The sequence below is a fragment of the Xanthomonas sp. NCPPB 4467 genome (assembly GCF_041475665.2).
Lineage (GTDB): Bacteria > Pseudomonadota > Gammaproteobacteria > Xanthomonadales > Xanthomonadaceae > Xanthomonas > Xanthomonas dyei.
In genome coordinates this window covers 3508488-3533086 of the sequence record NZ_CM191260.1, presented here as the reverse complement: position 1 = coordinate 3533086, position 24599 = coordinate 3508488, and the positions used below count along the sequence as shown (strand labels likewise).

Annotated in this window: 18 protein-coding genes, 1 other RNA gene and 1 pseudogene; 9 read left to right on the top strand and 11 right to left on the bottom strand. The window is 65.6% G+C overall.

Annotation, left to right across the window (positions count from 1 at the left end):
- Positions 1-14: 14 nt before the first annotated feature.
- The 10 genes from ACCQ06_RS15535 to ACCQ06_RS15490 all read right to left on the bottom strand — a co-directional run bounded on the left by ACCQ06_RS15535 (position 15) and on the right by ACCQ06_RS15490 (position 14669).
- Positions 15-1142 carry a protein-glutamate methylesterase/protein-glutamine glutaminase gene (locus ACCQ06_RS15535; RefSeq protein WP_316692618.1) on the bottom strand — a complete coding sequence of 376 codons (1128 nt, stop codon included), beginning with the start codon at positions 1140-1142 and terminating at the stop codon, positions 15-17.
- Positions 1139-1945: a CheR family methyltransferase gene (locus ACCQ06_RS15530; protein WP_104614586.1), complete on the bottom strand. Its 807-nt coding sequence runs from the start codon at positions 1943-1945 to the stop codon at positions 1139-1141. The genes ACCQ06_RS15535 and ACCQ06_RS15530 overlap by 4 nt, the downstream gene beginning before the upstream one ends.
- Positions 1946-1949: 4 nt before the next feature.
- Positions 1950-3233, bottom strand: coding sequence for an EAL domain-containing response regulator (locus tag ACCQ06_RS15525; protein ID WP_228323142.1), 1284 nt, complete (start codon positions 3231-3233; stop codon positions 1950-1952).
- Between the two features lie 26 nt (positions 3234-3259).
- The gene (locus ACCQ06_RS15520) at positions 3260-3775 is read right to left on the bottom strand and encodes a chemotaxis protein CheW (protein ID WP_228323141.1); all 516 of its coding nucleotides are present in this window, start codon (positions 3773-3775) and stop codon (positions 3260-3262) included.
- 10 nt (positions 3776-3785) lie between these two features.
- Entirely contained in the window at positions 3786-5921 is a 2136-nt protein-coding gene (locus tag ACCQ06_RS15515) for a methyl-accepting chemotaxis protein (protein ID WP_228323140.1), read from the bottom strand.
- A 66-nt stretch (positions 5922-5987) separates the two neighbouring features.
- Positions 5988-8006, bottom strand: a complete 2019-nt coding sequence (locus ACCQ06_RS15510) for a chemotaxis protein CheA (RefSeq protein WP_316687105.1) — start codon at positions 8004-8006, stop codon at positions 5988-5990.
- 18 nt (positions 8007-8024) lie between these two features.
- Positions 8025-8354, bottom strand: coding sequence for an STAS domain-containing protein (locus ACCQ06_RS15505; protein WP_228323138.1), 330 nt, complete (start codon positions 8352-8354; stop codon positions 8025-8027).
- Positions 8355-8806: 452 nt separating this feature from the next.
- A complete protein-coding gene (gene mfd / locus ACCQ06_RS15500) occupies positions 8807-12274 on the bottom strand; it encodes a transcription-repair coupling factor (protein ID WP_228323137.1) in 3468 nt (1155 codons plus the stop codon).
- A gap of 543 nt (positions 12275-12817) precedes the next feature.
- Positions 12818-13360 carry a GNAT family N-acetyltransferase gene (locus tag ACCQ06_RS15495; RefSeq protein ID WP_055849802.1) on the bottom strand — a complete coding sequence of 181 codons (543 nt, stop codon included), beginning with the start codon at positions 13358-13360 and terminating at the stop codon, positions 12818-12820.
- 400 nt (positions 13361-13760) lie between these two features.
- Positions 13761-14669, bottom strand: coding sequence for a 23S rRNA (adenine(2030)-N(6))-methyltransferase RlmJ (locus ACCQ06_RS15490; protein ID WP_316692616.1), 909 nt, complete (start codon positions 14667-14669; stop codon positions 13761-13763).
- Positions 14670-14873: 204 nt separating this feature from the next.
- On the opposite strand from ACCQ06_RS15490, the gene creB reads away from it, so the two are divergent.
- Together creB and creC are read left to right on the top strand one after the other, a co-directional pair.
- The gene (gene creB / locus ACCQ06_RS15485; RefSeq protein WP_193552459.1) at positions 14874-15578 is read left to right on the top strand and encodes a two-component system response regulator CreB; all 705 of its coding nucleotides are present in this window, start codon (positions 14874-14876) and stop codon (positions 15576-15578) included.
- Positions 15579-15627: 49 nt separating this feature from the next.
- The gene (gene creC / locus ACCQ06_RS15480) at positions 15628-17076 is read left to right on the top strand and encodes a two-component system sensor histidine kinase CreC (RefSeq protein WP_316687098.1); all 1449 of its coding nucleotides are present in this window, start codon (positions 15628-15630) and stop codon (positions 17074-17076) included.
- A gap of 4 nt (positions 17077-17080) precedes the next feature.
- Here the strand turns inward: creC and ACCQ06_RS15475 are convergent.
- Positions 17081-17151: non-coding RNA, sX9 sRNA (locus ACCQ06_RS15475), on the bottom strand.
- Positions 17152-17345: 194 nt separating this feature from the next.
- Here ACCQ06_RS15475 and creD point away from each other — a divergent pair.
- From creD to ACCQ06_RS15440, 7 genes and pseudogenes are all read left to right on the top strand, one after another.
- On the top strand, positions 17346-18665 hold the full coding sequence (creD, locus tag ACCQ06_RS15470; RefSeq protein WP_316687096.1) for a cell envelope integrity protein CreD: 1320 nt from the start codon (positions 17346-17348) through the stop codon (positions 18663-18665).
- A gap of 7 nt (positions 18666-18672) precedes the next feature.
- Positions 18673-19091, top strand: a pseudogene (locus ACCQ06_RS15465) (hypothetical protein).
- Positions 19092-19142: 51 nt separating this feature from the next.
- On the top strand, positions 19143-19745 hold the full coding sequence (locus ACCQ06_RS15460) for a GNAT family N-acetyltransferase (RefSeq protein WP_316687094.1): 603 nt from the start codon (positions 19143-19145) through the stop codon (positions 19743-19745).
- A 70-nt stretch (positions 19746-19815) separates the two neighbouring features.
- Positions 19816-20712: a carbon-nitrogen hydrolase family protein gene (locus ACCQ06_RS15455; protein ID WP_316687092.1), complete on the top strand. Its 897-nt coding sequence runs from the start codon at positions 19816-19818 to the stop codon at positions 20710-20712.
- A 156-nt stretch (positions 20713-20868) separates the two neighbouring features.
- Complete coding sequence (locus tag ACCQ06_RS15450; protein ID WP_316687090.1) at positions 20869-21960, top strand: DUF3616 domain-containing protein; 1092 nt, start codon at positions 20869-20871, stop codon at positions 21958-21960.
- Between the two features lie 246 nt (positions 21961-22206).
- Positions 22207-23610: a glutamate--tRNA ligase gene (gltX, locus tag ACCQ06_RS15445; RefSeq protein WP_228323131.1), complete on the top strand. Its 1404-nt coding sequence runs from the start codon at positions 22207-22209 to the stop codon at positions 23608-23610.
- 13 nt (positions 23611-23623) lie between these two features.
- On the top strand, positions 23624-24142 hold the full coding sequence (locus ACCQ06_RS15440) for a transcriptional repressor (protein ID WP_104616814.1): 519 nt from the start codon (positions 23624-23626) through the stop codon (positions 24140-24142).
- Positions 24143-24599 lie beyond the last annotated feature (457 nt).

The window sequence follows — 24599 nt, the reverse complement described above, 5'->3', positions numbered from 1 at the left end:
TTGCGGGGCGGCGCCTACTGCAGCTGCGTCACGATCTCCCGCGCCATTGCGCCCAGCGGCAGGATGCGGTCCGCACCGCCACGTTTGATCGCTTCCTTGGGCATGCCGAACACGATGCTGGTGTGTTCGTCCTGCGCCACCGTGCGCGCGCCGGCCTGGCGCATTTCCAGCAGGCCGGCGGCGCCGTCGTCGCCCATGCCGGTCATGATGATGCCGAGCGCATTGCTGCCGGCCGCACGCGCGGCAGAGCGGAACAGCACATCCACCGACGGGCGGTGCCGGTTGACCGGCGGGCCTTCCACCACCTCGACGAAATATTGCGCGCCACTGCGGCGCAACAGCAGATGTTTGCCGCCCGGTGCGATCAACGCGCGCCCCGGCATCACGCGGTCGTTGTTGGCGGCCTCTTTCACTGCGATCTGGCACAGACTGTTGAGGCGTGCGGCGAAGGCGGCGGTGAATTTCTCCGGCATGTGCTGCACGATCACGATGCCCGGGCACACGCGCGGCAGGGCGGTGAGCACTTCTTCCAGCGCCTGGGTGCCGCCGGTGGAGGTGCCGATGGCGACGATGCGCTCGGTGGTCTGCGCCAACGCACGCCCGGTCTGCGCCGGCAGGATCACGTCGGCAGTGTGTTTGACCTCCGCTTCCAGCGGCACGGCAGTGACGCGCGCGGCCAGGCGCTTGACGTTGGCGCGTGCAGCGCTGCGCACGGTGGCGACCAGCTCGTCGGCCGAATCGGTGAGGAACTGCTTCAAGCCCAGGTGCGGTTTTGTCACCACTGCCACCGCGCCGGCGGCCAGCGCATCCATGGTCACGCGCGCGCCTTTTTCGGTGAGCGTGGAGCAGATCACCACCGGGGTGGGGCGCTCGCTCATGATCTTGCGCAGGAAGGTGATGCCGTCCATGCGTGGCATTTCCACGTCCAGCACGATGACATCCGGCCACTGCTGGCGCATCTTTTCGATGGCCAGCAACGGATCTGCGGCAGTGGCGATCACCTCGATGCCGGGCGCCTCGTTGAGCACCCCCACCAGGACCTGGCGTACCACCGCCGAATCGTCGACCACCATGGCCTTGATGGTCTTGGGATTGGTGACGGGGCGATTGAACGCTGTGGACACAGGAGATCCCTGACTCAGGCTTTGCGGAAGATCGACGGTGCCACCTGGGTGAGATCGATATCGAGCTCGCTCAAGCTTTCCGAATGGCCGATGCAGAAGTGTCCGCCCGGTTTTAGGTTGGCCAGCACCCGCAAGATCACTTCGCGCTTGGTCTGGCCATTGAAATAGATCATCACGTTGCGCAGGAAGATCACATCGAAGCTGCCCAGCATCGGGAGGGCAGCGTTGAGATTGGCATGCACGAACTTGACCCGCTCGCGCAGGCGGCGCTCCACCAGCAGGGTGCCGGCGTATTCACCCTGGCCGCGCAGGCAGTAACGCTTGAGATAGGCCTGCGGAATGCCGTCGATGCGCTGCAGGGCGTAATGCCCGCTGCGGGCCTTGGCTACCACACGGCTGCTGATATCGGTGCCGACCACCTCGAATGCACGGCCTTGCAGGGTGTCGTCCAGCACCATCGCCATGCTGTAAGCCTCTTCGCCGCTGGAACTGGCCGCGCTCCAGCAACGGAACGGCAAGCCGCCGCGGTGCTCGCCGGCCAGTTTGCGTAGCAGGTCGAAGTGCTTGGGCTCGCGGAAGAAATAGGTTTCGTTGGTGGTGAGCAGATCGATCGCGGTCTGGATTTCCTCGCGGTCCTGGCGGCTTTCCAGCAACTGCAGATACTGCGTGTAGCTACTGAACTGATGTTCGCGCAGACGCTTGCCCAGGCGGCCGCACAACATGGCTTTTTTGCCCGACGAAATGCTGATGCCGGCAGCTTCGAAGATGAAACGCTGGAAGCGCCCGAACTCCTGTTCGGTGATGGCGGTAGCGGTATCCATCGGCTCAGGCCACATCCGCATTGCTGGGGAGCATGTTGTCGCTCAATCGGGCGATGCGCACGGCATGTTCGCGCCACCACTCCGACAGCATCGGCCCGGGCATCGGTGATCCCATCAGATAGCCTTGCGCCAGATCGCAGCCCAGCTCACGCAGCAGGCGCCAATCGTCCTGGGTTTCCACGCCTTCGGCCACGGCGGTCAGGTTCAGGCGATGGGCCAGCTCCAGCGTGGATTCGAGCACGGTGCGCTGGCTGCGGCTGCGATGCGCGGCCTGCACGAAGCTGCGGTCCAGCTTGAGTTCGGTGAACGGGATGCTGGCCAGCCGCTGCAACGAGGAAAAGCCGGTGCCGTAATCGTCGATGGACAATCCGAAGCCATGCAGGCGCAGGCGCGCGAGCATGCTCAATGCATTGGCCGGCTCCACGATGGCGCTTTCGGTGAGCTCAAGCACCAGATCGCCCGGCGTTAGTCCGTTGTCGGCCAGCTTGCCGCACAGGTGCTCCAGGAAATCCTCTTCGCCCAGTAGATTGGGCGACAGGTTCAAGGCCAGCGTGAGTTGCAGGCCTTCTGCGCGCCAATCCACCAACTGCGCAACCGCCTTGTCGATCACCTGTTGGGTGAGTGCATGAATCAGACCTTCGCGCTCGGCCAGCGGAATGAAACGGTCCGGTCCGATCATGTCGCCTTGCGGGCGACGCCACCGTGCCAACGCTTCCACGCCGCGCAGGCGGCCATCGCGCAGATCCAGCTTGGGCTGATAAGCCACGCGAATTTCGCCGCGCCGCATCGCACGATCCAGCCGCGAGGCCGCGGCGCTGCCGCTGGACAACAGAGGCGAGGTCGGTACCGCGAGCGTGGCGGGCGTTTCGGTAGGCGATGCCGGGACGCAGTCCAGCGTGGTGGCCAGGTCCTGCAGCCGCAACGGTTTTTCCAGTCCTGCCAACACCCGGACACCGGCGCTGCGGCTGAGCTGCATCACTGCATCGATCAATGCGCCGCCGCGTTGGGAGACCACCACCACCGGGACGCTGTGCTGGCCACGTGCCAGTGCGTCGAGCAGTTGCACGCCGTCCATGCCCGGCATTTCCAGGTCGATCAACAGCAAAGAGGGCGCCGCGGCACGACTCAACCAGGCGAGCGCGGCATGGCCATCGCTGGCGCCTTCCACCAGGCTGGCGCCCAGTTGACGGCAGAGTGCCATCGCGTGTTCGCGCTGGACCATGCTGTCGTCAACCACCAACACCGGACCGGCCAGCGCGCAGTTGCAGGAGAGAAGCGGAGAATGCATGGGAATCCTGGCGTGCACGGGAAAAGTCAGGCCGCCAGGGCGGCGGTGGGTAGCTGCGCCAACGTGTCGTTGGCCAGCACGGCGTCGGCATCCAGCAGGATCACGAAGCGCTCTTCGCGCTTGGCCATGCCCTGGATGAAATCGCGATGGATGCCAGCGCCGAAGCTGGGCGCGTCGGCGATATCGGCTGGCGCAATCTCCACCACTTCGCTGACCGCATCCACCAGCAGGCCCAGCACCTGGTGCTCACCGCCACGTGCGATCTCCACGATCACGATGCAGCTGCGTTTGGTGATGGCGCTTGCGCTACGACCGAAGCGCTCCTGCACGTCCATCACCGGCACGACTGCGCCGCGCAGGTTGATCACCCCGCGCAAGGCAGGCGGCATCATTGGTACCTCGGTCGGGATGCGGTATTCGATGATTTCCTTGATGCCCAGGATGCCAAGTCCGAACATGTCCCCGCCTAGCGAAAAGGTGAGGTATTGCTGAGGGACGGACGGTGGTGGCGTCCCATCGGTGTCTGCATTGCGCTGTTGCATCGTCGATTCCTCAAAAGGTGACGAACTGCGACTCATCCACCACATCGGCGGCGACCGCTGCATTGATCGGACGCACGTTGGCGCGACGCAGTTGGAAGCTGGCGGCCGGCGTAACGCGACGCGGGGACTGCTTGGCAACCGCCGCGGTGCCGCGACTGCTGGCTCCCAGCCGGAAGAAGCCCATCAACTGCTGCAGCTGCTCGGCCTGCGCACTCATTTCCTCGGACGTGGCGGCCAGTTCTTCGGCATTGGCCGCGGCCGACTGGGTGGTCTGGTTCAACTGGCCCACCGCGGTGTTGATCTGGCTGACGCCTGCAGTCTGTTCTTCGGAGGCTGCAGCGATTTCCTGCACCAGGTCGGAAGTGCGCCGGATCGAGGGCACCATTTCACCCAAGACGCGGCCGGCGCTTTCCGCCAACTCGACGCTGGACTCGGCCACTTCGCCGATCTCGTGCGCGGCGATCTGGCTACGCTCGGCCAGCTTGCGCACTTCCGCAGCCACTACCGCAAAGCCCTTGCCGTGCTCGCCGGCGCGCGCCGCTTCGATGGCCGCATTGAGCGCGAGCAGATTGGTTTGATAGGCAATGTCGTCGATGATGCTGATCTTCTTGGCGATGTCCTTCATCGCCACCACGGTGGCGCGCACGGTGTCGCCACCGTCGGCCGCTTCGCTGGCGGCCTTGGCGGCCATGCTGTCGGTGACGCGGGCGTTCTCGGTGTTCTGCGCGATGGAAGCGGTCATCTGCTCCAGCGAGGCGCTGGTCTGCTCCACGCCGGCAGCCTGCTCGCTGGCGGCCTGGGCCAGGGCCTGCGCGGTGGCGCTGACTTCTTCCGATGCGCTGGCGAGGTTTTCGGCGTTGCGATTGACCTCGTCGACGATCTCGGTGAGGCGGGTCATGGTGGTGTTGACGTAGCGCTGCATGTCGGCGAATGCGCCGTCGTAACGGCCTTCCACGGTGTGAGTGAGGTCGCCCTCGGCCATCGCGCCCATCACCTGGATCACCTCGGAGATGCTGCGCAGGTTGCCGCGTGCACACTCGATGGTGTCATTGATAAAGGCCTTTTTACCGGGCAGCCGCGCCAGCGGCGCATCGAAGTTGCCGCGGCCGAACTCGGCCACCACCCCCATCGCCAACTTCTTGACCGCGATATGTGCGCCAACCATCTCGTTGATGCCGGTGGCCATGCTGCGGAAGTCGCCATCGAAGCGGGTGGCGTCGATCACCACGTCGATGTCGCCGGCTTCATGCTCGGCGGACATGTGATTGATCTCGGCGATCAGCCCGGTGAGGTTGCCGCGCACCTGATCGATGGTCTCGTTGATGAAGCGCTTCTTGCCCGGCAGCAACGGCAGCTGTGCGGTGAAGTTGCCGCGGCCGAACTCGCCGACGCAGGCGATGGCCTGCTTCTTGACCGCGATATGGCCGGCCACCATCGCATTGATGCCTTCGGCCATGCGACGGAAGTCGCCGGTGAAGCGCTGCGTGTCGATCACCACGTCGATATCGCCTGCATCGTGCTCGGTGGACATGCGGTTGACCTCGGCGACGAGGCCGGTCAGATTGCCGCGGATCTGGTCCACCACCTCGTTGATGAAGGCTTTCTTGCCCGGCAGGCGTTCCAGCTCGGCGACAAAGTTGCCGCGGCCGAACTCGGCCACGCAGGCCATGGCCTGCTTGTTCACCGTCAGGTGGCTGGCAACCATGCGGTTGATGCCATCGCCCATGGTGCGGAAGTCGCCGTCGAAGCGCGCCACATCGATGCGTGCGTCGATTTCGCCGGCATCGTGTTCGCGCGAGACCCGATTGATCTCGTCGTTGACGTGGCGGATGCCGCTTTGCACCTTGCGCAAGCCGCGCAGCACGTCGCCGGCATGCTCCTCGCGTGTCTGCGGCAGGGCGACATCGAAATTGCCGCGCGAAAAAGCGTCCAGCGTGGTGGTGGCCAGGTCCAGCGCGCCGCCGGCAATGCGGATCGCCCACGCCAGCAGGACGCCACTGATGAGGGCTGCAACGATGCTGCCGCCGAGCAGGGCTGCATGCGGCAGCGTCAGCGCAAAGCCGGCGACGATCACGAGGACGGGCAGGGCCACCGCAAGCGCGGCGGTGAACCATAATTGGGTAGTGATCGGAAGGCGGTGTGACATGGCGATGGTTCCTGGGCTCAGGTAACGACGAACGACGCGGGTTGTAGGCTGCGAGACTGCAAATGCTCAGGCCGCCAACGCGTCCTGATTGGGGTGCAACTGTTGAAGCAAGCTGGGCACATCCAGGATCAGCGCGACATCGCCGCTGCCCAGGATGCTGGAACCACTGATGCCTTTGACCTGTGCGAACACCTTGGACAACGGCTTGATCACCGTCTGCCATTCGCCCAGCAACGTGTCCACGACCAGGCCGAAGCGCTGTGCGCCTTGCCGGATCACCACGATGCTTTCGCGTGCTGGCGTCCTGCCGCCGAGGGCGAACAGTTCACGCAGGCGCACATACGGCAGCACGGTGCCGCGCAGGTCGATGTAATCGCTGGCGTAGTCGGGGGTGAACTCCACGCATTCCTCCACCACATCCAGCGGCACCACGAACACGGATTTGCCCACACCCACCTGGAAGCCGTTGATGATGGCCAGCGTCAGCGGCAGGCGCACCGAAATGGTGGTGCCCAGCCCGGCGGCGCTGTCGATCTCGACCGTGCCGCGCAGGGCGGTGATGTTGCGTTTGACCACGTCCATGCCGACGCCGCGGCCGGACAGGTTGGTGACTTTTTCTGCGGTGGAAAAACCCGGCTCGAAGATCATCGCGAACACTTCGCGGTCGCTGAGTTGGCGGCCGGGTTCGATCAAGCCGCGTTCCAGCGCCTTGGCCAGGATCCGGTCGCGGTTCAAGCCACCGCCGTCGTCGGTGATCTGGATGACGATGCTGCCGGAGTCGTGATAGGCGTTGAGGCCCACGGTGCCGCGTGCGGGTTTGCCGCGCGCCACGCGCACGTCTGCCGGTTCGATGCCGTGATCCATCGCGTTGCGCACCAGATGGGTCAGCGGGTCGCCGATCTTTTCCACCACCGACTTGTCCAGTTCGGTGTCTTCGCCTGCGACCACGAGCGCGATGTCCTTGCCCAGCTCGCGTGCCACATCGTGCACCACGCGCTGGAAGCGGCTGAAGGTGCCGCCGATCTTGACCATGCGCAGCTGCAGCGCGCTTTCGCGTACGTCTTCCACCAGGCCGGCCAGAATCGAGACCGATTCCAGCAGTTGCGCATCGCCGGTGCGCTGCGCATTGGCATTGGTGCTGCTGACCGCAATGATGAGTTCGCCGACCAGATCGATCATGCGATCGAGCTTGTCGGCATCCACGCGGATCGAGCGCGCATCGCTGTTGCGGCCGCCGGCGTCCGGTGCGTTGCGGGCCGGCGCCGATGCGGCGTTTGCGCCATTTGGCACGGCGGCAAATCCGCTGACCGACGTAGCGGCCACCACCGGCTCGTTGACGAGCAGCGTGGCGGTATCGGCTGGCGCAGGCACGGCGGCGATATCCAGATCGCAATCGTCGCGGACGAATTCGAACACTTCTTCGATCGCGGCGCGGTCGGCATCGCTGCGCAGCAGGATCTGGAAACCGAGGTAATTGGCTTCCGGGTCGAGGTCTTCGAACTTTGGCAATTGGCTGTAGTCGGTGCCGATCGATTCCACCGAACCCAGGCTGCGCAGGTTGCGGATCAGCTTGAGCGGCGAGTTGCCGAAGCGCAGCGCGTCGGCGAAAAGTTTGAGCGAGATGCGCCAGTAACCGCTCTGTTTTTCAGGCGTGCTGTACTGGATGGCGGCGGCGGTGACGCCGCAGGCGCTGGTTTGCAGGTAGGTCTGCAATTGCGCCAGCAGCGGCTCGGCTTCGGCCGCCAGCGCAGCTGCATCGGCATGGCTGGGGTCGGCGGCGGTCTCCACCAATGCATGGATATGATCGCAGCACACCAGCAGCAGTCCGATCAGGTCCGAGCTCAACGTCAGCGCTTCTTCGCGCACCAGATCGAGCACGCTTTCCACCACATGGGTGAAGCCGACCAGCTGCGGCAGATCGAATAATCCGCCCGAGCCCTTGATGGTGTGCGCGGCACGGAAGATCGCATTGACCGCATCCGGCGACGACGTGCCACGCTCGGCTTCGAGCAGATGCCGTTCCATGTCTTCGAGCAGATCCCGGCTCTCGGCCAGGAAGGTCTGCATCAGCTGGTTCATGTCCATGCGCGCGTCACCCGTCCGTTAGTGAATGTGTTCGCCGAGGCCGGCAACCGCATGCGGGTACAGCGCTTCGAGCAGGCCGAGCAGTTCGATCACATCGACCACCGCACGGCTGGAATCGGTCAGCGAAAACGGCCGTCCATCGGTCTGGATCGCCTGCTTGGTGGCCAGCAACAATTGCAGGCCGGTGGTGTCGATTTCGCTCACCGCCGCCAGATCCAGATGCACTCCACCCGGATGCGCCAACGCCGGCTGCAACAGCGGCTTGAGTTCTGCGGCGCGACGAATGGTCATCTCGCCCTCAAGGGTAAGCGTCAACGGGGCGGGCAGATCGGGAGATGCAGCGTTCATGGGTGCCTCAAGCGATGGCGCACATTGGGTGCGATGACGCGGGGAGAAGGTCGCGGTGGCATGGATCTGTGTGGCAGTGCGTTGCACACGGAGTCATGCCGGTCTATGCAGGTATCGGCGCCTAGCTGAAATATTTAGACCAAATTCAGTCGAATGACGTAAATGTGAAATCTTCTAGCAGTTCTGAAATTAACTGCTCAGGTTTGTCGCAAGCAGGCTCATGGGGCGTTTGTCCTGGACAGTCCCGGGACAATGCGCGCGTGTTTCAAACACGGCGCAGCGGTGCGGATCGAGCAAGGGCAAGGGCTGCGAGCCCATTGCGTGTGACGCACATCGGCGCGAGATCGGAGACCTCTCGCGCACGCAGCATGCACGCAGGTGATGCTCACCTGCGTGCATGACGTGTAGTGCTGTCGAGTCTGCTGCGACGCCATCAAACGCGGCGTTGCGCTTCAGCCCGGTGTCAGCGCGGCCAGCAAACCGCGTGCGGCGTTGAAGCGGTCTGCGCCGTCGGGCATCGGCAATTTGATGCGCAGTTTGTCCGGGCCATCCATGGTGTAGATCTTCGGCTGCTTCTGGATCATCTGGATGACGGTCATCGGGTCGATCGACGGCTTGGCTTCGAACACCAAACGCCCGCCGTTTTCGCCCAGATCCAGCTTGCGGATCCCCAACGCGTTGGCCTGCAGCTTGAGCTCGGCAATCGCGAACAGGTGCTTGACCGGATCCGGCAGCAAGCCGAAGCGGTCGATCATCTCCACCTGCAATTCGCGCAATGCATCGGTGTCGCGTGCACTGGAAATACGCTTGTACAGCGTCAGGCGCGTATGCACATCGGGCAGGTAATCCTCGGGGATCAGCGAGGCCACGTGCAGCTCCACTTCGGCGCCACGCGCTTCTTCGCCGGCATCCAGATCGGGCAGTTTGCCTTGGCGAATACTGCGCACCGCGCGCTCCAGCAGCTCGGTGTACAGGCTGAAACCGACCTCGGCCATCTGGCCGCTCTGGTCTTCGCCGAGCAATTCGCCGGCGCCGCGGATTTCAAGATCGTGCGTGGCCAGGGTAAAGCCCGCACCCAGCTCGTCCATCGAGGCTATGGCTTCCAGGCGTTTTTCCGCATCGGAGGTCATCGAGCGCCGGTCCGGCACTACCAGATACGCGTAAGCGCGGTGATGCGAACGGCCCACGCGGCCGCGCAGCTGATGCAGCTGCGCAAGACCGAAGCGATCGGCGCGGTTGATGATGATGGTGTTGGCGTTGGGAATGTCGATGCCCGATTCGATGATCGTGGTCGACAACAACACGTTGAAGCGCTGCTTCTGGAAATCCAGCATCACCCGTTCCAGCTCGCGCTCGGGCATCTGCCCGTGCGCGATGCCGATACGCGCTTCGGGCACCAGTTCGGACAGGTCGCGTTGCATGCGCACGATGCTTTCCACATCGTTGTGCAGGAAGTACAGCTGGCCGCCACGGCTGAGCTCGCGCTGGAATGCTTCGCGCAGCAGCGTGTTGTCCCAGGCGGTGATGAAGGTCTGCACCGCCAGCCGGTTGGGCGGCGGGGTAGCGATGATGGACAGATCGCGCAAGCCGGCCATGGCCATATTGAGCGTGCGCGGGATCGGCGTGGCGGTCAGCGTGAGCAGATGCACATTGGCGCGCATCGCCTTGAGCGCTTCTTTTTGCCGCACACCGAACCGTTGTTCCTCGTCGACCACGACCAGGCCCAGGTCCTTGAACTTCACATCGGGCTGCAACAAGCGGTGCGTGCCGATGATGACGTCGATATCGCCACTGGCGACCTTCTCCAGCTCGGCCTTGATTTCCTTGGTGCTCTTGAAGCGCGACAGCACTTCCACCTTCATCGGGTAATCGGCAAAGCGGTCGCGGAAATTGCGGTAATGCTGTTCGGCCAACAGGGTGGTCGGCACCAGCACGGCGACCTGCTTGCCGGCGCTGGCCGCAGCAAATGCCGCGCGCACCGCGACCTCGGTCTTGCCGAAACCGACATCGCCGCAGACCACGCGGTCCATCGGCTGGCTGCTGCCCAGATCGCGCAGCGTGGCGTCGATGGCGGCAAGCTGGTCGGTGGTTTCTTCGAACGGGAACCCGGCCGCAAACGGCTCGTACATCGCACGGTCCACCTGCAGCGCCAGGCCGGCGCGCGCGCGGCGCCGGGCCTGGATTTCCAGCAGCTCGGCAGCCACGTCGCGTACCTTCTCGGCGGCTCTGCGCTTGGCCTTGGTCCATTGCTCGCCGCCCAGCGAATGCAGCGGCGCGGTCTCGGCCGATGCACCGGAATAACGGCTGATCAAATGCAACTGCGCCACCGGCACATACAGCCGGTCGCCCTTGGCGTATTCGATTTCCAGAAACTCACCGGGCATGCCGCCGGCATCGAGCACGATCAGCCCGCGGTAGCGGCCCACACCGTGATCCTCGTGCACGATCGGCGCGCCTTCGGACAGCTCGCCCAGGTCGCGAATGATCGCTTCCGGCTCACGCCCGACCCGGCGCGTGCGGCGCGGTTGGTTGGCCCGCTCGGGAAACAGCTGGCGCTCGGTCAGCACCGCAATCTGCGGGTCGTCCAGCGCAAAGCCGTCTTCCAGCGCCGCCACGGTGATGCCGAAGCGCAGCGTGGTCGCCGCCAGGAAGGCCGGCACATCGGCCACGACATCCGGCTTGAGCTGGGCGGCGGCCAGCACTTCCATCAAGGCTTCGCGGCGGCCGGCCGAATCGGCAGCGACCAGCACACGGCCCGGGTAGTGGCTCAGGAACGAGGCCAGTGCCTGGCCAGCCGGCGCGTCTTTTGCGGCGACCGGCAGCGGCGGCAACGGTTGGTCGCCGAGCGCGGCGGCCTCGTCGATGCGCGCATGATCGCTGGCCCACACCTCGATGCGCGCCAGCTTGTTGAGCCGCTCGCGCAGCGCATCCGGCGATTGATACAACTCGTCCGGCGACAACAGCGGGCGTTCCACATCGTGGCGGCGCTGCTCGTAGCGGTTTTGCGCCTGCGTCCAGAACGTATCGGCGGCGTTGGACACGCCAGTGGCCACCAGCGGCAGCACACGCGTGTCCAGATAGTCGAACAAGGTGGCGGTCTTGGCGAAGAACATCGGCAGGTAATACTCGACGCCGGACGGTGCGATGCCGGACTTGAGATCCTGATACAGCGCGCTGCGCCGGGTATCCACGTCGAAGCGTTCGCGCAGGCAGGCCAGCACGCGTTCGACGCTGGCATCGTCCATCGGCACTTCGCGGCCGGGCAACATCTTGACCGCGTCCACCTTGTCCAGCGAACGCTGCGATTCCGGGTCGAACACGCGGATCGAATCGATGTCTTCGTCCAGCAACTCCACGCGCAGCGGCGTGGTTTCGCCCATCGGAAACACATCGAGCAAGCCGCCGCGCACCGCAAAATCGCCTGGGTCCATCACCTGCGGCACATTGCGGTAACCAGCGCTTTCCAGGCGGCGTTTTTCCGCATCCAGATCCAGCCGCTGGCCGACCTTGAGATCGAAACTGCCGCCGACGATGTAGCTCAGCGGTGCCAGCTGCTGCATCAGGGTCTGCACCGGCACGATCACCACGCCCTTGCTCAGGCCGGGCAGGCGATGCAGCGCAGCCAGGCGCTGGCTGATGATTTCCGGGTGCGGGCTGAACTGGTCGTAGGGTAGGGTTTCCCAATCGGGAAACGGCACCACCGGCAGCGTCGCGTGCTCACCGAGCAAGGCGTGCAGATCGGCCTCGATCTGGTGCGCGCTTTGGTTGTCGCGGGCGATCACCAGCAACGGGCCGGCATGCGCTTCGGCAGCGCGGGCAATCGACCAGGCCAGTGCAGTCGGGGAAGACGGAGAGCGCCAGTAGGCGCGGAGCTGGCCAGACTTGGGCAGCGGCGGCGAGGGATAGGTAGGCTGCGGCATCAGCCCGCGATTTTATCAGAGCGCCCGCAGTGCCCGGTCCATCTGGTGTGAAAGCTTGTGTTGGCTCGTGCGCGACGAGCTCGCCAAGTTCTGCTGGGCTTGTCGCTGCCGCTGCCGCTGCCGTTCTGGGGACCGGCCGACTTCAGGAGCAACAGCTGAGCGGGTCGAAGGCGCGGTGCCCTCACCGTTTGCGGGACACGCCGTGAATCCGTCCGTGGAGGCTCGGTGGCGGCATCCATGCCGCCACACGGTCCCGCAAGCGGTGAGGACACCGCGCCAGCACGTTGGTCGGTTGTCAGAGGAGGGTCATCAGACCGCAGGCGGTTTCTTGGGCCCTGTATTGGTTCGGTAGGCCGTCAATAGGACCGCTCACCGCGCCTGGCTTGAACCATGCACACCGACCTTCTTGACTGGTCCTTGCCCGCCTACCGGCGCGGGACCTTGCGTGTCCCGCGCCGGTAGGCGGGCAAGGGCCTCCGCACCAACTTAGGACAGCTAACGCTTCAAGCGACTCCCCAATCCCGACTCCCCAATCCCAGCCCCTCAGGCATCTAGCTCCAGCACCATCCGCACCAGTTCCGGCGAATCCGGATGCGCCTGCGGCTTGAAGCCCAGCGATTCGGCCAGCTGCAGCATCGGGACGTTGCTCTGCAGCACGTCGCCGAACAGACAGTCCAGATACTTGCGGCGCGCCCACTTCACCAGCTTGCGCATCAATTGCCGTCCCAGGCCCTGGCCGGCGACGAAGCTGCTGACCAGGATGGTGTATTCGGCCTGGCGGGTGCCCGGCACCAATGCTGCGCGCGCCACCGCGCCCACCAGGGCTTCGCCCGGGGGCAACTGCTCGGCGGCGACCAGCACGATCTCGGTCTTGGGGTTGGGATGGGTCAGGCGCTGCACCATCTCCGGGGTGATTTCGGCGGAGGAGCGCACGAAGCGCGCGCGGATCTCCTCCGGTCCCAGCAGGCTGAAAGCCCCTTGCAGCGGCGGGCCATCCTCGGGACGGATCGGGCGAAGCAACAGGGTGCGGCCATTGGGCAGGCTGAAGTTTTCATGCCAGGGAGGCATGCGATTGCGAATGGCCATGACCGATGTTCCTTAAAGATCGGAAGATTCTGGCACCAGCCCGGCGCGCAACCGTGAATGAATCCGGTGCGCCGCTGGGGGCCATCAAGAGGTGGCAGTGCTTCCCACGCAACTGTAACGAGCGGAGCCGTGAGCCGGTCGTGAGCTTGCTCGCGCGCCATCGCCTGGCAGTTGCCCGTGATTCGCTGGCGACCGGAGGGCAGCCTGCTGCGGATCGGGACGGTTTGAGGCCAGGGGGCCGGCTATCGCGCCAAGGCCAAGCATCAGCCCGACGCCAGGTTGCCGCGCCTGTCAGCCAGCCGGCAGCGGATGCGCGCCACCGCGAGTGCACGACACGGCCTGCAGCGTGCGCAGTCGCCGCAAAGGCGGCCAGCCACACGCTGCACGCATCACCGGTGTATCAGGCGTCCTGGCGCAGCCATTCCAGGCGCGTGGAGGCGCCCAGCTCGCCAAGATGCTTCTTGAGCACCGGCAATGCCGGTGCCAGCACCTTGTCGAATTGCCAGGGCGCATTGACGATCAACAGCCCGCTGCCGGTCAGGCGCAGCGGCGAGTAGTCCGGGCGCACCTGCAGCTCGGCCACCAGCACCGACTTGGCCGGCAACGTGGCCGCCTTGCGCATGAACGGCTGCAGGCTGCGGCGCAGCTTGATCGGGTACCACACCATGCAGATCGCCTGCGGCCAGCGTGCCAACGCCTCGCGCACGCTGTGGATGATCTGCTGGTATTCGGCGTCCTGCGACTCGTACGGGGGGTCGACCAGCACCAGCCCGCGGCCGATCTTGGTGTCGCCGGCACGCGGCGGCAAAAATGCGCGGATGGCCGCATAGCCGTCGCCGGCATGCACGCGCACGCGGCTGTCCTTGGCGAACAGGCCCTTGAGCGCCTCCGCCTCGTCCGGCTGCAACTCGCAGAACGCCATGCGGTCCTGCTCGCGCAGGGCCTGGGCGGCCAGCAGCGGCGAGCCGGGGTAATGATTGAGCTGGATGCCGGCGGTGGGGCGGGCCGGCTTTTGCCCCGGGACGGCGGGGCGGGCGACGGTCTGGTTGTCGGCCTGCACCGCACGCAGATAGCGCTCGACCACCTCCGGCAAGGTGGACTCGGCCATCAGCCGCATCACGCCGGCATCGGCTTCGTTGGTCTTGCGGCTTTCTTCGCCACCGAGCTGGTAGCGGCCTCGCCCGGCGTGGGTGTCGAGCACGAAGAACGGGGTGTCCTTGCGCTTGAGGGTGTCGATCAGCGCCAGCAAGGCGATGTGCTTGAGCACGTCGGCATGGTTGCCGGCATGGAAGGCATGGCGATAGTTCATCGGGGAAGTGTAGAGCGTGCGCGGCCCTTTGCGCTGCGCGCGGGTGCGCGGCGTGGCCGGATGCACCAGCGGCATGGACTTGAGGACGTGGCGCCGGGAGCGCGCAGCTGCCCGGACCATCTGTCGCCAACGTCTGTTGCCGAGGCTTGCCTGCGTGCCGCGGCCTGGCAGCGTGCGCGCTATGGGCCGCGCCGGCATGCGGCTATGCTGCGCGCCATGTCCGACTCTCCCGCCCGCGTACTCGTCGTCGAAGACGAAGCCGCCATCGCCGATACCGTGCTCTACGCGCTGCGTAGCGAAGGCTATGCGGCGGAACATTGCCTGTTGGGCCGCGACGCGCTGGCGCGGCTGCGTGCCGACCCGGCCGATGTGGTGGTGCTGGACGTGGGCCTGCCGGACATCAACGGCTTCGAGGTGTGCCGCAGCCTGCGCAGTTTCAGCGAGGTGCCGGTGATTTTCCTGACCGCGCGCAACGACGAGATCGACCGTGTGCTCGGGCTGGAGTTGGGCGCCGACGATTACATGGCCAAGCCGTTCTCCCCGCGCGAGCTGGTGGCGCGGGTGCGCGCACGTCTGCGCCGCCGCAGCGTGGCAGCGGCGGCCGAACCGGGCTGGCAACCGCATGGCGCGTTCGCGATCGACCGCGATGGCAGCCGCATCCGCTACGGCGATGCCTTGTTGCCGCTGACCCGTTACGAATACGCGCTGCTGGCTGCGTTGCTGCAACGCCCCGGTGCGATCCTGAGCCGTGCGCAGTTGATGGATCGCGGCTGGGATGCCAGCGCCGACAGCGCCGATCGCACCGTCGACACCCATATCAAGACGCTACGCGGCAAGCTGCGCCTGGCCGGCGTGCCGGCCGACCCGATCCGCACCCATCGTGGCCTTGGCTACGCCCTGGAGCTGTAGCCGATGGATGGGCATGTGTGTGGTGCGTTGAACGGGGTGGGGCGCTGATATGCGCCTCGGTCTCAAGCTGTTTCTGGGCTTCTTCCTGATCGTGGGCCTGGCCGCGTTCTTCGTGATGCGGGTGTTCGTCAACGAAGTCAAACCGGGTGTGCGTCAAGCGATGGAATCCACCCTGGTGGATGCGGCCAACGTGCTGGCGGAAATGGCCAGCAGCGACCTGGCCACCGGGCACTTCGTCGACGGCCGCTTCGCGCGCAATCTGGCGCAGGCGCAGCAGCGCGACCCCAAGGCCTGGGTGTGGCGCTTCCGCAAGAACAATGTGGATTACCGCGTAACCGTGACCGATGCCCGCGGCGTGGTGGTATTCGATTCGCTGGGCCGCGACGTGGGCCGCGACAACTCGCGCTGGAACGATGTCTACCGCACCTTGCGTGGCGAATACGGCGCGCGTTCCAGCCCGGAACTCGATGGCGACCCTAAAGCCACCGTCATGCATGTGGCCGCACCGATCTACGCGCCCGATCAACCCGGCAAGTTGATCGGCGTGCTGACCCTGGCCCAGCCCAATCGCAGCATCGACCCGTTTATCGAAGCCAGCCAACGCAACATCCTGCAGCGCGGGGCCTGGTTGATCGGTATTTCCGCGTTGATCGGCATCCTGATGACCTGGTGGCTGATGCGCGGCATCGGCCGGCTCAACCGCTATGCGCAGGCCGTGAGCGCCGGCATCCCGGTGCCGCCGCCCAAACCGCGCGGCGATGAAATCGGTGACCTCGGCCAGGCGCTGGAAACCATGCGCCGCAAGCTGGAAGGCAAGGCCTACGTCGAGCATTACGTGCAGTCGCTGACGCATGAAATGAAAAGCCCGCTGGCAGCGATCCGTGGCGCATCGGAGTTGTTGACAGAGCCGTTGCCGGAAGCCGATCGCCAGCATTTTGTCGCCAGCATCCGCGCGCAGGAGCAGCGGTTGACCGAGACCATCGACAAGCTGCTCGCGCTGGCCGAGGTGGAACAACACGGCTGGCTGCAGACGCGCGAGCGCATCGCCGTGGCCGGCGTGCTCCGGGCGGCGTTAGAGGCGGTGGCGCCGCGTGCTGCTGCGGCGGGCGTGCAACTGGAGCTTGCCGTGCCGTCCGATTCGGCCAGTGAGCAGTACGTGTCCGGTGACGTGTTTCTGCTGCGTCAGGCACTGATCAATCTGCTGGAAAATGCAATTGCGTTTTCGCCACAGGGCAGTAGCGTGCTGCTGCGTGCGCACAGACAGGCCGGGCAATGGCAGCTGTCTGTCGAAGACAGCGGCAGTGGGGTGCCCGATTACGCCATCGAACGCGTCTTCGAGCGCTTTTATTCGTTGGCGCGCCCACAGACCGGACAACGCAGCTCCGGCCTCGGCTTGCCGTTCGTGCGCGAGGTGGCGCGTCTGCACGGTGGCGATGCGGCGCTGGGCAATCGCGAGGGTGGCGGCGCGATTGCGACCTTGCGGTTGCCGATCGGCTAAGCGCGGCTGACACAACGTCGCGAGCCTCGTCAGATGGGGGCGGTGCGCAGGAGTCAGATGGTGCACGTGGTGCCTACTGATTTTGAGCGCGGACTCTACAGTCGTTTTGATCGCGGCTAGTAGCGGTTTTCTCGAACTCATGCAGCGGCGGGTCGCCGAGAAGGGCGCCGCGCGCGCAGATGCGGCACTTCACATTCGCTTCAAATTCACCTCAAACCCCCGACACCGGGGCCTTGCACCCTGGCCACCTCCCAGAACGAGGATGACCGATGAAATCCCTGAAACTGTTGTTGCGGTTCGCCACCATCGGTGGATTGATCCTGTTGTTGCTGATTCCCTTGTTGCTGATTCGCGGCACCGTACAGGACCGCGCGCAATACCGCGACCAGGCGGTGGAGCGGGTGGCGCAGAGCAAGGCCGCCGAGCAGCAATTCATCGCACCGGTGCGGGTGCTGCCGTACACCGAAGACGTGCAGGTGACCGAGCCGGACGAGGAGGGCAAGTCGCACAAGGTCTGGCGCAAGCGCGATGGGCAACTGCTGCAGACCCCGCGCACGCTCAACCTGAGCGGCGAGTTGATGCCGTCCGAGCGCAAGATCGGCCTGTTCCGCGTGCAGGTGTATTCGTGGAAGGCCAAGCTCAAGGCCGAATTCGACCCGTTCGAGTATCCGGCCGTGGCCGGGCGCAGCTATGGCCAACCGCATCTGGCCGTGGGCATTTCGGACGTGCGCGGCCTGGTGGGCACGCCAAGGCTGCAGGTGGACGGCCGCACCCTGACGCTGGAAAGCGGCGCTGGCGGCCTGGCACCGCGCTCGGCCGGCATTCACGCCGATCTGCAGCCCTTGGGCGATCCGCTGGCCGGCAAGCTGGTCGATGGCAATGCGGTGGAGATGGCATTCGTGCTGGATGGCACGCGCAGTCTGGCCATCGCGCCGATTGCCGACAATAACGACATCGCGCTGCGCTCGGCCTGGCCGCATCCGTTGTTCGGTGGGCGCTTTCTGCCGAATGCGCCGACCATCAGCGAGCGCGGCTTCGATGCGAGCTGGTCGCTGTCGTCGCTGGCGACCGGTGCGCAGACGCAGTTGCAGTCGTCGCAGTCGTCGCTGGATACGTTGGAAGTGCGTCTGGTCGACCCGGTGGATGTGTACACCCAGGCCGATCGCGCCAGCAAGTACGGCATCTTGTTCGTGGTGCTGACCTTTGTGGCGTTCGTGTTGTTCGAGCTGATCAAGCGCTTGCCGATCCATCCGTTGCAATACCTGCTGGTCGGCCTGGCGCTGGCGATCTTCTTCCTGTTGCTGCTGAGCCTTTCCGAGCACATCGCATTCTGGCAGGCGTATCTGGTGTCGGCGGCGGCATGTATCGGCCTGCAGTTCTTCTATCTGTCCGGCGTGTTGCGGAGCTGGGTACGCGCTGCCGGGTTCTCGGTGATGCTGACGGCGTTGTATGGCGTGCTTTATAGCCTGCTGGTCTCGGAAGACAACTCGCTGCTGATGGGGTCGTTGCTGCTGTTCGGCATCCTGGCCAGCATCATGTGGGTGACGCGTAAGGTCGATTGGTACGAGCTTGGAAACAGCCTGCGCTGAGGTCGACATGCGCGCGCATGCACAGGTGTACCGGCGGGCGCAGCGTTTGCTGCCCGCCGGAATCGACACGGTGGCGCTGCTTCCCGCAGCGCCACTGTCGCAATGGGAAGGCTCGCCGCTGTCGGCATTGCCGCTGGCGCGCGAGGGCCGCCGTGGGGTGATCGGCCTGCGCCTGCATGCGCGCACGGCGCAGGCGTTGCGTGTGGATGCAGTTTTTTGCAGGCGTCGCGGCAGCAGCAGGCGCCGCCACCGGACGCACGTGTGCGCGGCTACGGGCCTTGGCAGCGCTTGAGTAACGGCAGTTACTGGGCGCGCAGTACCGATGCGCTGCTTGGGGTGCTGGTGGCCCAGGAAGAAGCGGCGGTGTGGCTGATGTGGCAACAGCCCGGCAACGCGGCCCAACGCCATGACGGCTGGCTGCGGTGAGCAATGGCAGCGCAGCCGCGCAACGCGGCCAGGCTCGCTTACCATGGCCGCATGACCGGCACCTCCCTGATCGTTGGAACAGTCCACGGCAACGCGGTGTTGCCGTATCTGGATGCGGTAGCGCAGTTGCGCATCGCGGTGTTCCGCGCATGGCCGTATCTGTACGACGGCGATGCCAGCTACGAACGCGACTATCTGGCTGCCTATGCCGCTTCGCCCGATAGCGTGTTCGTCCTGGCGCGCGACGGCGATGCGGTCATCGGCGCGTCTACTGGTTTGCCGTTACTCGACGACAGCGACGCCTTCCACGCGCCATTCATCGCCGCCGGCATCGACCCGGCCAGCGTGTTTTATTTCGGCGAATCGGTGTTGTTGCCGGCATATCGCGGGCAGGGCATCGGCCATGCCTTCTTCGACAGGCGCGAGGCGCATGCCCGCGCATTGGGCCGCTTTACGCTCGCCGCGTTCTGCTCGGTGGAACGTGCAGCGGACGACCCGCGCAAACCTGCCGACTATCGCCCCAACGATGTGTTCTGGCGCAAGCGCGGTTACGCGCCGCAGCCGGGCATGCAGGTGCGGCTGGAGTGGGCGGAGTTGCAACAGGGGCAGATCGACCACAGTTTGAGTGTGTGGACGCGCGCGCTGAAACCTTGAACGTGGTGCAGTCGATTGCGTTGCTGCGCACGTTGTGCGTCGCTATAGAGCCGTTAAAGGAAGCTTGCCGATGAATGCTCCGCTCACCATCGCCGTTGCCAAATATCCGATCGGCAAACCCGTGGATTTCTCAGCCTTCGCCGCGCGCATGTCGGCACTGATCGGCGAGGCTGCGGCTGCCGGCGCGCGGGTGGCGGTGCTGCCGGAATATCTGTCGTTGGAGCTGGCTGCCACGTTCGGCGCGCAGGTTTCGGCCGGCCTGCCCGGATCGTTGGCGGCCATCCAGGCGCTGCGAACGGCGTGGCTGGAGCTGTTTGCCGGCCTGGCGCGGCAGCACCGGTTGCATCTGATTGCCGGGAGTTTTCTGCTGGATCTGGGCCAGGGCCGCTATCGCAATCGCAGCGACTGGTTCACGCCCGACGGCGGCCATGGTTGGCAGGACAAGCTGCAACTGACCGGGTTCGAAAAAGCCACCGGGCTGATCGAGCCGGGCGATGCATTGAAGGTGTTCGCGCTGGACGGCGTGCGTGCGGCGATTGCGATCTGCTACGACAGCGAATTTCCATTGCCGGTGCGCGCGCAGTACGAAGCAGGCGCGCGCCTGTTGATCGTGCCCAGTTGTACCGACACTGCCGCCGGCGCCACCCGCGTGCGGGTCGGGTGTCTGGCGCGCGCACTGGAAAACCGCCTGTTCGTGGCGCAATCGGTCACCGCCGGCGAGGCGCCCTGGAGCCCCGCGCTGGACATCAACACCGGCGAGGCGGCGGTGTTTGCACCGATGGATGTGGGCTTTCCCGCCGACGGCGTGCTGGCGCAGACCGATGCAGACACCGTCTGGGCGTATGCCGCGCTGGACTTCGATGCGTTCGAAGCCAGCCGCGCCCACGCGCAGGTGGCCAACGACCGCGATTGGTCGGGGCAGTTGGCGCCGGAAGTGGCGCGTGCCAAGCTGGCCGCGTTCGATTGACCAAGAACGATTGATCCCCTGCTCGCATCGTGCGCAGGTGCGGAGGTTGCAAACGCGGCGGGTGCGCTCAGCACCTGCCGCCGCATGCAGCGACCGCGCAGCTACGTGCGCAGGCCTTCAATCGCCCAACTTCGCAACACCACCCACCAGGTTCCCATGGCCAAGAAAACCCTGATTCCGCACAGCGTCCGGCTGGAGTTCGCACCCGGCGCGCTGGTGCACAGCAATCTGTCCGGCGCGGCGTTTACCGACGACTGGCTGTGGGTGGCCGGCGACGAAGCCTGCGCGGTGGATCGCCTGCGCAAGCTGCAGCCCACTCAGCGCGAGACGCTGCGCTTCGGCGAGGGCCTGAGTTTCCCCCTGGCCGAGCTGCTGGATCTTCCGGGGGAGGACGCAGAAGAAGCCGATCTGGAAGGCATGGGCCTGTCGGACGGCTATCTCTGGGTGATCGGCTCGCATGGCTTGAAGCGCAAGAACGCCAAGCCTGGCCGCGACGATGCCGACAACGCCAAACGCCTGACCAAACTCAAGCTCGACGCCAACCGCCGCCTGCTGGCCTGCCTGCCGATCGAGTCCGATGCCGACGGCACCCCACGCCTGGTGCGCGAGGCGGCCGATGGCCGCCGTGCGCTGCGGCTCAAGGGCGACGCCAAGCACAACCAGCTCACCGAGCTGCTGGCCGACGACGCGCATTTTGGCCCGTTTTTGAAGATTCCCGGCAAGGACAATGGCTTCGATATCGAAGGCATCGTGGCCGACGGCAAGCGCCTGCTGCTTGGCCTGCGCGGGCCGGTGCTACGCGGCTGGTCGGCGCTGCTGGAAATCCGGGTGGAAGCGCATGGCGACCATCTGCGCCTGGCGCCGCTGGACGACGACGGCACGCTGCTGCGCAAGCACTTCCTGCAGCTGGGCGGGCTGGGCATCCGCGATCTGCATTATTCCGGCGACGATCTGTATCTGCTGGCCGGCCCCACGATGGTGTTGAACGGCGAGATCCGCCTGTTCAAATGGCCGGATGCACGCACCGTGCTGGCCGCCAACCGCGAGCCGGTGCGCTTTCAGCATGCCGTGCTGGAATCGGCGGTGCTGCCGCATGGCACCGACAGCGACCGCGCCGAAGCCATCTGCAATCTGCCGCCGCAGCTGGCCGGCAAGGTTCCCAGCTGGCTGGTGTTGTACGACGCGCCCGGCCCGGCGCGCAGCGATGGCGAATGCGTGGTGTACGGCGACTTGTTGCGCAATCGCTGAGCCAGGCCGACGCCGGCAGCAGCGTGCAGTGCGCAGCTGCCGGCGGTCGATCTTCAAGGTTCTGATCGCAGCGCAGACGCGAGCGGCTGAAGGCGTTGCGCGGCAAGGGCACGGGCGTGCCGGCACCGCCGTCGATACGCAACGCGGCGCCGCTACGGCCCCCGACATCACCGCCGCCGCACCCGGCCGGGCAGGGCCACGCTGCGCAAGGTAAAATCGGCACACTCCCGTTTCGCCGAGCGTTCCATGACCTGCCGCACCCGCTTTGCTCCCAGCCCCACCGGTTACCTGCACATCGGCGGCGCCCGCACCGCCCTGTATTGCTGGTTGGAGGCGCGCCACCGCGGCGGGCAGTTCGTGCTGCGCATCGAAGATACCGACCGCGAACGCAGCACCCAGGCGGCCATCGACGCCATCCTGGAGGCGATGGACTGGTTGGGCCTGGGCTACGACGAAGGCCCGATCTACCAGACCCAGCGCATCGCCCGCTATCAAGAGGTGGCCGAGCAACTGCTGGCGCAGGGCAAGGCCTATTACGCCTACGAAACCCGCGAAGAGCTCGACGCCATGCGCGAGGCCGCGATGGCCAGGCAGGAAAAACCGCGCTACAACGGCGCCGCGCGCGAGCAGCAGCTGCCGTACCGCGACGACCCCAACCGGGTGATCCGCTTCAAGAACCCGGTCGGCGGCACGGTGGTGTTCGACGACCTGATCAAGGGCCGCATCGAGATCGCCAACAGCGAGCTCGACGACATGGTGATCTTCCGCCCGGACGGCTTCCCCACCTACAACTTTGCGGTGGTGGTGGACGATTGGGACATGGGCATCACGGAGGTGATCCGCGGCGACGACCACATCAACAACACCCCGCGCCAGATCAACATCTATGAAGCGCTGGGCGCGCCGGTGCCCAAGTTCGCGCACATGCCGATGATCCTGGACGAGCAGGGCGCCAAGCTGTCCAAGCGCACCGGCGCGGCCGATGTCATGCAGTACAAGGACGCCGGCTACCTGCCGCATGCGCTGATCAATTACCTGGCGCGTCTGGGCTGGTCGCATGGCGACCAGGAGTTGTTCAGTCAGCAGGAATTGCTGGACCTGTTCGACGTCAAGGACGTCAACTCCAAGGCTGCGCGCCTGGACATGGCCAAGCTCGGTTGGGTCAACCAGCATTATCTGAAGACCGACGACCCGGCCAGCATCGCGCCGCAGCTGGAATATCAGCTCGCCAAGCTCGGTCTGGACATCGCCGCCGGCCCGGCCGCTGCCGATGTGGTGGTGGCGCTGCGCGAGCGCGTGCAGACGCTGAAGGAAATGGCCGAAAAGGCCGTGGTCTGGTACCAGCCGCTGGAAACCTACGACGAAGCGGCGGTGATCAAGCACCTGAAATTGGGTGCGGAAGTGCCGCTGGGTAAGGCGCGCGAGATGCTGGCGGCGCTGAGCGAGTGGAGCGTGGAAAGCGTGTCGGCGGCGCTGCACGAGGCCGCCGCGGCGCTGGACCTGGGCATGGGCAAGGTCGCCCAGCCGCTGCGGGTGGCCATCACCGGCACCCAGGTCAGCCCGGACATTTCGCAGACGGTGTACCTGGCCGGCCGCGAGGGTGCCTTGAAACGCATCGATGCGGCACTCATCAAGATTGGAGCGGCCTGACGCCGGAGCCTGTATGACCAAGCACACGCACACCCAACCGCACGACCAGGACCATGCCTGCACGGCCCCGCATCATCACGTGGACGATGCCAACAGCTTCGTGCGCGCGGTGGAGCGCGCCTGCAGCGAGCGCGGCCTGCGGCTGACGCCGATCCGCGCCAACGTCCTGCGGCTGATCGCCGATGCCGGCAAACCGGTCAAGGCGTACGAACTGCTGGACTGGGTGCGCGAAGGCAAGGGCGTGGGCGCCGATGCCCCGCCTACGGTGTACCGCGCGCTGGATTTCTTGATGGCCAATGGCTTTGTGCACAAGCTCGAATCGGTCAACGCCTTCGTTGCCTGTCACCACCCCAACAGCGCCCAGCACTCGGTGCCGTTCCTGATCTGCGACCGCTGCCATAGCGCCGTGGAACTGGAAGACCGCGAGGTGGTGGCGCAACTGGAAGCCCGCGCCAAGGCGTTGGGTTTCCAGCCGCAGGCGCAGACGCTGGAAGTGCATGGCCTGTGCGCCAAGTGCGCGGTGGCCGAGTAAGCGGTTGCCAGGTTGCGCAGAACGCGCGGCCTTGACGCGTGTTTCGAGCGCGATGCCCCGGTTGCAGGATGCGTCTTGAGGTAGTGAGGCGTGAGAAGCGCGCCGCTGGTTGAGCGCCGCAGATGCCGAGTTCGCGCTGCCAAGTTTCGCAGCTGCCAAGCGACTGCACACCGCGTGCCGCTGCGCAGTGCCGCAACGCGCTGATTGCACAGTGCTTTCGAGACAGCAGGTCATCCGACGGCGAACGCCTGCTTTTCCGGAGGCTGGCCTGAGCGCGATGTCACCAACGCTGCAACGCCGCTGCCGCGCATGACATGTGGTCGGTCATGGCGGGCGCGGCTGAAACAGCGCGTGCGTGGAGCCGGCGTCGTTTCATAGCGCGTTGACTGCCCGGTGATTCCATCGTTGAACGACGACGCAGGCCGACACGTGTGCAGTGCGCGCGCGCTTGCACGCA

Bases quoted from the DNA above. Each gene is read 5' to 3' on its own strand.
- ACCQ06_RS15530 (WP_104614586.1), bottom strand. From the start codon at position 1,945: ATGGATACCGCTACCGCCATCACCGAACAGGAGTTCGGGCGCTTCCAG.
- ACCQ06_RS15525 (WP_228323142.1), bottom strand. From the start codon at position 3,233: ATGCATTCTCCGCTTCTCTCCTGCAACTGCGCGCTGGCCGGTCCGGTG.
- ACCQ06_RS15520 (WP_228323141.1), bottom strand. From the start codon at position 3,775: ATGCAACAGCGCAATGCAGACACCGATGGGACGCCACCACCGTCCGTC.
- ACCQ06_RS15515 (WP_228323140.1), bottom strand. From the start codon at position 5,921: ATGTCACACCGCCTTCCGATCACTACCCAATTATGGTTCACCGCCGCG.
- ACCQ06_RS15510 (WP_316687105.1), bottom strand. From the start codon at position 8,006: ATGGACATGAACCAGCTGATGCAGACCTTCCTGGCCGAGAGCCGGGAT.
- ACCQ06_RS15505 (WP_228323138.1), bottom strand. From the start codon at position 8,354: ATGAACGCTGCATCTCCCGATCTGCCCGCCCCGTTGACGCTTACCCTT.
- mfd (WP_228323137.1), bottom strand. From the start codon at position 12,274: ATGCCGCAGCCTACCTATCCCTCGCCGCCGCTGCCCAAGTCTGGCCAG.
- ACCQ06_RS15495 (WP_055849802.1), bottom strand. From the start codon at position 13,360: ATGGCCATTCGCAATCGCATGCCTCCCTGGCATGAAAACTTCAGCCTG.
- ACCQ06_RS15490 (WP_316692616.1), bottom strand. From the start codon at position 14,669: ATGAACTATCGCCATGCCTTCCATGCCGGCAACCATGCCGACGTGCTC.
- creB (WP_193552459.1), top strand. From the start codon at position 14,874: ATGCTGCGCGCCATGTCCGACTCTCCCGCCCGCGTACTCGTCGTCGAA.
- creC (WP_316687098.1), top strand. From the start codon at position 15,628: ATGCGCCTCGGTCTCAAGCTGTTTCTGGGCTTCTTCCTGATCGTGGGC.
- creD (WP_316687096.1), top strand. From the start codon at position 17,346: ATGAAATCCCTGAAACTGTTGTTGCGGTTCGCCACCATCGGTGGATTG.
- ACCQ06_RS15460 (WP_316687094.1), top strand. From the start codon at position 19,143: ATGACCGGCACCTCCCTGATCGTTGGAACAGTCCACGGCAACGCGGTG.
- ACCQ06_RS15455 (WP_316687092.1), top strand. From the start codon at position 19,816: ATGAATGCTCCGCTCACCATCGCCGTTGCCAAATATCCGATCGGCAAA.
- ACCQ06_RS15450 (WP_316687090.1), top strand. From the start codon at position 20,869: ATGGCCAAGAAAACCCTGATTCCGCACAGCGTCCGGCTGGAGTTCGCA.
- gltX (WP_228323131.1), top strand. From the start codon at position 22,207: ATGACCTGCCGCACCCGCTTTGCTCCCAGCCCCACCGGTTACCTGCAC.
- ACCQ06_RS15440 (WP_104616814.1), top strand. From the start codon at position 23,624: ATGACCAAGCACACGCACACCCAACCGCACGACCAGGACCATGCCTGC.